This is a genomic window from Streptomyces sp. NPDC101165 (genome assembly GCF_044768135.1).
Lineage (GTDB): Bacteria > Actinomycetota > Actinomycetes > Streptomycetales > Streptomycetaceae > Streptomyces.
This window is the reverse complement of the sequence record NZ_JBIWPG010000040.1, coordinates 23,918-30,163: the sequence shown is the minus strand read 5'-3', so window position 1 is coordinate 30,163 and position 6,246 is coordinate 23,918. Positions and strand designations below refer to the sequence as shown.

Sequence of the window (6,246 nt, the reverse complement as noted above, 5' to 3'; positions counted from 1 at the left end):
TCTTGCGGATAAGGCTTGGGCACAGCGACATCCTTCCCACCCGCCCCACAGGGCAAGCCAGTTCAGATGTCACCCGATCGTGCAGCAGACCCAAGCCCCCTGGCGGCTGAACCTGGCCTCTACCGCCTACGAAGAACGGGACCAGGACACCTACGCCTACCTCCGTCACCCCGACCAACTGCTCACCGTCACCTCGCCTGAGGAAGTCCGCGACCACCTCCTCGCGCACTACATCCCTGCCGCCACCAGCCGGCACCCCACCCAGAGTCACCGCTATGGGCCTGACCAGACCCACCGTTGGCTGGCCGCACTCGCCACCCACCTTGCCGCCACGCCGGCCTCCGCCGGAGGTGGCACCGACCTCGTGCTCCATAAGTTGTGGCCCCTGGCTGGCCCCCGCCGCGTCCGTACGGCTGACACATTCCTTGCTTTGCCCTTCGCTGCCGGCTTCGTTACTGCTTTTGCCGCTTGGACGGAGGGCTCCAGATCTTCTTCCACCTTGATGGCAGTTCTGCCGAGCGCCGTACTACTAGCGTTGTGGATCGTCTGGCGGGCCAGCGGCGCAAGAGTTCCCACCCCCCGTAATGCTCCGCGTGGATCGTGTCGGATGAGCTTGCCGTCCTGCGGAAGACATCCCCGCACGTGGGCGACGGTATCGGCGAGCGTTCGGCGAGGATGATCAGCGCGTGGCGCAGTTCCCTGCTCAGCTGGAACTAGTCCGCTCCGGGACGGCACCAGCCCCGTACTCCGCCCAGGGAGGGCTGGCGGAAGCTGCGTACGGTCGGGACCGGCTTGAAGGCCGGTCCCGTCACGGAACTGCGGCGAGAGCCCTCGATTATGAGTGTGCGTCAGCCGTGGGTGTCGAGGTTGAGCGTTGGCGTCCGTCGGCTGATCAGTCGTGCGGCGATTCGCTGGTAGCCGAGCGACGACCTCCGATGGAGGTGACCAATGCGTCTGCCACGATCGCTGCATCTGTCTCTGCAACATCTGCTGGGTATTCGGGCAGCAGATCGTCCCAGACGGGCATCCATGATCCGTACAGCTGGGTCTGTCCCTCGGGCCGGGCGAAGAACCAGATGTGCAGGTGTGCTCCTCCATCTCCGATGCGGTAGACGTGGGCTCGCGAAATGTGTGGCAGGGCTTGCACGTGGCGGACGATGTGAGTGGACAGGACTCCCAGCTCGGCCGCCAGCTCATCGGGCAGGTCAGCCATGTCATAGTGCTCACGCGGATGCAGCATGAGCACCAGCGGCACACCAACTCGGGTGATCCGGGTGAGCCGCCAACTGTCGTTGAACCAGATCCCTTTGTCTCGGTCACGGCACGACTCGCAGTTCGACGGGTCCTCGCCGTGTCGCGCAGGCTCGGGCAGAACTGGGGGGCGCAGAGGCGTGACCCGCAGCCCGTCCGGTTCGAACGGGCTGATGTCCCACCCTGTCATGCGCGCGAGCGGGAGCCGACGCTCACCATCCGCAGCGGTAAGCGCGTGGTCGTAGAACTCGTCAGGTCGCAAGGCCATGACCTGAAGGTTAGTTCGGCATCGGCACCTGGTGAGGACCGGGGTGACCTGACTCCTCCCGGGGGGCAGACAGCGATCCTGGTTGTGGATGGCCTGCGTGATCCGGCATCACCGACGTGCCTCACCGGCTCAGTAGGCTGGCTGGGTGACTGATCACGGCATTGAGTTCCCCGTCTTTCGTCTGCATGTTGTGCCGGCGGTTCTGGCTCTGGCGAGTCCCTCATGGCAACGCGAGGTGTGGCTGCAGCCGGAGGAGTTCGAGGATCTGGACTACGTGGTCAACGTGCTGTTCGACGATTTCTGCAACGCGGACGACCCCGCTCCGTGGCTGGGCAAGAGCCTACGGACCGAGGAGGAAGTCACGCTCATGAAAGAGCTGGGCGCCCTCTACTCCGCAGTGCAGGAGTCCGTGGGGCGCGGCGCCCCGGATGAGGCTTATCTCGATGCTCCGGGGTGGGACATCGTGATCACCATCGCGGCCAGACTGGCTCAGGTGATGGTGACCAATGACCTTCAAGCTGCGACTCTCCTGCATGAGCAACGCCAGCGCTCCTGACGACCGGGACTGTGCTGCAGTGGAATCGACGGATGGGTGAGAAGGTAGGTGCGGAGGAGCTCGAACAACGCCCGCCATGAGCATCACGGAACCGCGGTCGGAGCCATCTTCTAGGAGCCTCAACCTCGACGGGCTGCGACGTTCGCATCGGTGAGTGGATGGCTGTTGCCCAGCGACTGGAGGCAGTTTTCCTGTAGAGCAGTCAACAATGCGGCAGCCGCCTGCGCGCCTTGGGTGCGGCGCGTGACCGGGCCTGGTCATAGCGGGTGGTCAGCGTGCGGGGATGCGACGAGCTGTCGAGGCGCTCTTGATCCCTGAGCGCCGTGGGTAGAACCTCTTGGGCTCTTTCCAGCTCACTTGTTTGTGCCGGGAGCCTGCCGAGCTGATGGCGGGCGCGCAGGGTGCGTGAGCGCAGGCCCGGTATGCGCTCCTGGTCGCCAAGGACCGCCTCCGCCGGATTGCCTCCTGGAGGTCACCGGACTGGCCCATGAGGAGCGCCTGGTCGAAATGGGTGCTGAGCGCATCGGGATGCGCTGCGCCCAGGATGCGTTCCTGGAGACGCGGATCCCGGCCTGCCCTTTGCACCCGCACGATCTCCCGCGGCGACCACAGACGATCAAGCTCCACCGGCTCTGCGGCGTGCAGCTCGTGGTGGACGGGGGGAGGGGTTTGGTCGTGCGTGGTGGGTGGGCCGTGTGTCGGCGGGAGGTGGAGGAGGTCCTTCTTTCGGCATGCGGTGGTTGTGCGGGTCGCTGTTATCGGGGTGCCGCACGCGGTGCTTGGTGGGGAGGTCTGTGCCGTGGTGGGTACCTGTGGGCGGGTGCGGCCGGCGCGTCTGGGTGAGGGGATCGTGGCCCGGGCCGGGAGCGGCTCGCCGGGTACAGGTACCCGCGGCGGGTGGAGTTGGTGGACGCCTTGCCGCTCGGCCCGAGCGGCAAGGTGCTCAAGCGGGAGCTGGCGGCCCGGTTCGCCGTATCCAAGCCGGCCTGGTGACGCGGAAGCTGTACCCAAGCCGGCCTGGTGGCGTGGTAGCCGTGCCCGGACCGGCCTGGTGGCGTGGTAGTCGTGCCCGGACCGGCGCGGTGACTTTGGAAGTATCCGGGTGTGCTGTTCTCCCCTGTGGTGTCCGTCGCGGGAGGGGGAGGGCGCGCCTACGGCCGGGGGGCTGCGAGTTGTGTGGTCAGGTCGGGTTGGAGGTGGGTCATTGCCTCGATGAAGTCTTCGTGTGCGCCGTGTTTGGGTGGGGTTGTGTTGTAGGTGCGTAGTGCCTGGTGGTTCCACTGGGCGTGTTGGAGTTGTTCGATGTGTGGGCGGCGGATGCGTTCGTATGCCTCGATTCTGTGGGGCTGGCCCGAGGTGAGGGTGTCGTGGATTGCTCTGGCCAGTGAGGCGCTGCTTTGCAGGGACTGGTTGAGGCCTTGTCCGCCCAGGGTGTGCAGGCCGTGTGCGCTTTCGCCGAGCAGCAGTATCCGGCCGGCTCGCCAGGTTGTGGCCCGCCAGAGTGAGAAGTCGAGGCGGATCAGTGGTGGGATGTGGTCGCGTACCGTGTCCATCCAGGCGGCCAGCTCGGTGTCCACGGTGGCGAGTTGGGCGATGGCCGTTTCCGGTCCGGCTGTGTCGGTCGTGAGTTGTGCCGCCCGGTCCTGGTCGGGGGACCAGATCACGGCGAGGGAGGCGGGGGGGACCGGGATGGTGAACAGCGCGTTGGGTGCGTGGTGGCGGACGAGCAGGACCGGTTCGCGGTCGGGCGGCGCGGGGCTGACGAGCAGCCAGGCGGGCCGGTCGAAGGGTGACACCTCGAGCGGGATGCCGGCCAGGTCGCGCAGCGCCGATCGGCGTCCCTCGGCGGCCACTGCGTAACGGGCCCGGATGCGGCCGGTGACGGCCGGCTGCGCGCCCGCGTCGCCCGCGTCGCCTGTGCCGCCCGCGTGGCCCGTGCGGCCTGCGTCGCCGGTGGGGCCGGTGGTGAGCAGGACTGTGGAGTGGTCCTGTTGGGCGGCGAGGATGCTCTCGCCGGTCCTGATCCGTACTCCGGGTTCGGTGTGCAGTTGGGCGAGTGCCGCCTGGACGAGGGTGCCGGTCGGGACGGTGAGGCCGTGGGGGCGGGCGATGTCGGTGTGGTCGGTGTAGCGCCAGCTGGAGAGCAGGCCTGTGCTGCCGTGGTCGTCGACGCCCAGGACGCGCTGGCCGGCTTCGGTGAGTTCGGTGTCGATGCCGTCCTCGGCGAGCAGGCCCAGGGTCGGCGGGGCGAGCAGTGGTGAGATGCCGGTGCCGGCCGGTTCGAACTCCTGCTGGGGTGAGAGCAGGACGACCGAGTGGCCAAGGCGTGCGCAGCGCAGCGCGGCGAAGAGTGCGGTGGGACCGGCCCCGGCCACGACCACGTCGGTGTCGGACTCGGGGGTTCGGGGCGGGACTTGGGGACCGCTGGATGGGACGTGTGTGGTCACTGTGGTTCCTCCTGTTCACGCCGGCTTGGGTCAGCGGCATCCTCGTGGCGGCCGCGCGGTGCCGGTGTGCTCGGCGGGCCAGCACCTTCGGGGGAGTGTTTCGGGCAGCCCGTCCGGGTACGCCGGGCGGGCAGGGCGAATGTTCCCGATGACCTTCAGACTTTAAGTAAATTTTGAATTACAGAGAAAGTACAGTGGGCTCGTGTTCGATGGGTCTGTGGTAGCGGGGGCTCCGGATCATTTCAATGGCGAGTGATTTCCGGTGGACCCCGGCAGCAAGTCAGAAGGATTGTTTCTGTGGCTGGCGGCATAAGGGTCTGGTCGGGGCGGTCTGCGGGGATGTTCGATCCGGCGGACCTCGACGTTCTGTCGGCAGAGGAGCGGCGGAGATTCGCCGCTATTCGTGACCGGGTGCGTGCCGCGTATTTCGGCGCGGCGCACGCCGAGGTGCGCCGCCGTCTGGCAGGGGTTCTCGGTGTCGGTCCTGAGGAGATCCGGTTCGGCCGGCTGCCGTGTCCGGGCTGCGGGCGCGTCGTGCACGGCCGGCCGTATGTCCGGTATCCCGAGACCACGTGGGAGTTCAGCCTGTCCCGGTCCGGGCCGCGGTGGCTGTGTGCGGCCGCGGACGGGGTGCGTATCGGTGTCGACCTGGAGCGGGTGCGGCGGGCGGACTTCGCGTCGCTCGCTCCTGCCGTGCTCAGCCGCGGCGAGCGGCGCTACTTCGGCGGGGTGCCGGCCGTGTGCCGCGACCGGGAGTTCATGCGTTGCTGGACCAGGAAAGAAGCCGTGGTGAAGGCGAGCGGAATCGGCGTGGAAGGTGATCTGAGAAAGGTGGAAGTGGGGCCCGATTCACCGGTTTCGAAAGTTTCTCACACGGTGCCCGGGCTTGAGATCGGTGCCTGGATCGTGATGGACCTGCCGTCCGCTCCGCATTATTCTTCGGCGCTGGCCGTGCAGGATTCGGAAAAGAATCTAGTGTTCGTTGGGGGAGAGTGAAGGTGCCCACCCGGTCGATGGAAAGCGGCGTACGGATCGCACTGATTCTGGAGAACGAGGTCAGCAGATACGGCGTCGAGGGAATGCTCCGCCGGCTCGATGGTGTGCACGCCGTCACGTGTTTCGGGAACGGGGGCGAGGTGGTCCAGGGCGGTTCGGTCCCGTTCGATCTGGTCGTCACCTCGGCGGCCGAGCTGGCCCTGGCGCCGACCCTTGCGCTGGCGGAGAACCTCGCGGCCCGTGGTGTGCGTCTGCTGCTGCTCGTCGACGGGGTGGACGGGGTCGACCTGCCGCACAGCACCCACTCCTGTGTCCATGCGCTGGTCGACTGGTCGGGGCTGACCCCGAGGGTCTTCGCCGACGCCGTCGCCGACATCCAGGCCGGCAAGTTCTATGTGTCGGCCACGCTGGTGCGCCGGGTGCTGCGCCGGGCCCGGCCGGGGCCGGCCGACGTACGGCCCTGGGGCCCGCCCGGCACCGTGCTCACACCTCGCGAGCTGGAGGTGCTCCACCTGGTGGCCGAGGGTCTGAGCAACAAGCAGGCCGCCCGCCGGCTGCAGATCTCCGAGCACGGCGTGAAGCGGCTGGTCGGCAATGTGCTGGCCAAGCTGAACTGCCCCAACCGGACACTGGCCGTGGTCCGGGCGATGGAGGACGGGCTGCTCTCCGGTATCGGGCAGGGGGCCGGCGCGGGGGAGCACTCCACGACACATGTCGCCTAGGGTGAG

At 67.6% G+C, this 6,246-nt stretch carries 5 protein-coding genes; 3 read left to right on the top strand and 2 right to left on the bottom strand.

Features of this window, described 5'->3' with window-relative positions; translation table 11 throughout:
* Positions 1 to 892 precede the first annotated feature (892 nt).
* Positions 893 to 1,519 carry a hypothetical protein gene (locus ACIRVH_RS45625; protein ID WP_403966773.1) on the bottom strand — a complete coding sequence of 209 codons (627 nt, stop codon included), beginning with the start codon at positions 1,517 to 1,519 and terminating at the stop codon, positions 893 to 895.
* Between the two features lie 145 nt (positions 1,520 to 1,664).
* On the opposite strand from ACIRVH_RS45625, the gene ACIRVH_RS45620 reads away from it, so the two are divergent.
* Complete coding sequence (locus ACIRVH_RS45620; RefSeq protein ID WP_403966770.1) at positions 1,665 to 2,075, top strand: hypothetical protein; 411 nt, start codon at positions 1,665 to 1,667, stop codon at positions 2,073 to 2,075.
* A gap of 1,151 nt (positions 2,076 to 3,226) precedes the next feature.
* Here the strand turns inward: ACIRVH_RS45620 and ACIRVH_RS45615 are convergent.
* Positions 3,227 to 4,522, bottom strand: a complete 1,296-nt coding sequence (locus ACIRVH_RS45615) for an FAD-dependent oxidoreductase (RefSeq protein ID WP_403966767.1) — start codon at positions 4,520 to 4,522, stop codon at positions 3,227 to 3,229.
* A 339-nt stretch (positions 4,523 to 4,861) separates the two neighbouring features.
* Between ACIRVH_RS45615 and ACIRVH_RS45610 the strand changes: the two genes are divergently transcribed.
* Complete coding sequence (locus ACIRVH_RS45610) at positions 4,862 to 5,518, top strand: 4'-phosphopantetheinyl transferase family protein (RefSeq protein WP_403966764.1); 657 nt, start codon at positions 4,862 to 4,864, stop codon at positions 5,516 to 5,518.
* Between the two features lie 17 nt (positions 5,519 to 5,535).
* Positions 5,536 to 6,240 (top strand): response regulator transcription factor, encoded by a 705-nt coding sequence (locus tag ACIRVH_RS45605; RefSeq protein WP_403966761.1) that lies wholly within the window; start codon positions 5,536 to 5,538, stop codon positions 6,238 to 6,240.
* Positions 6,241 to 6,246 lie beyond the last annotated feature (6 nt).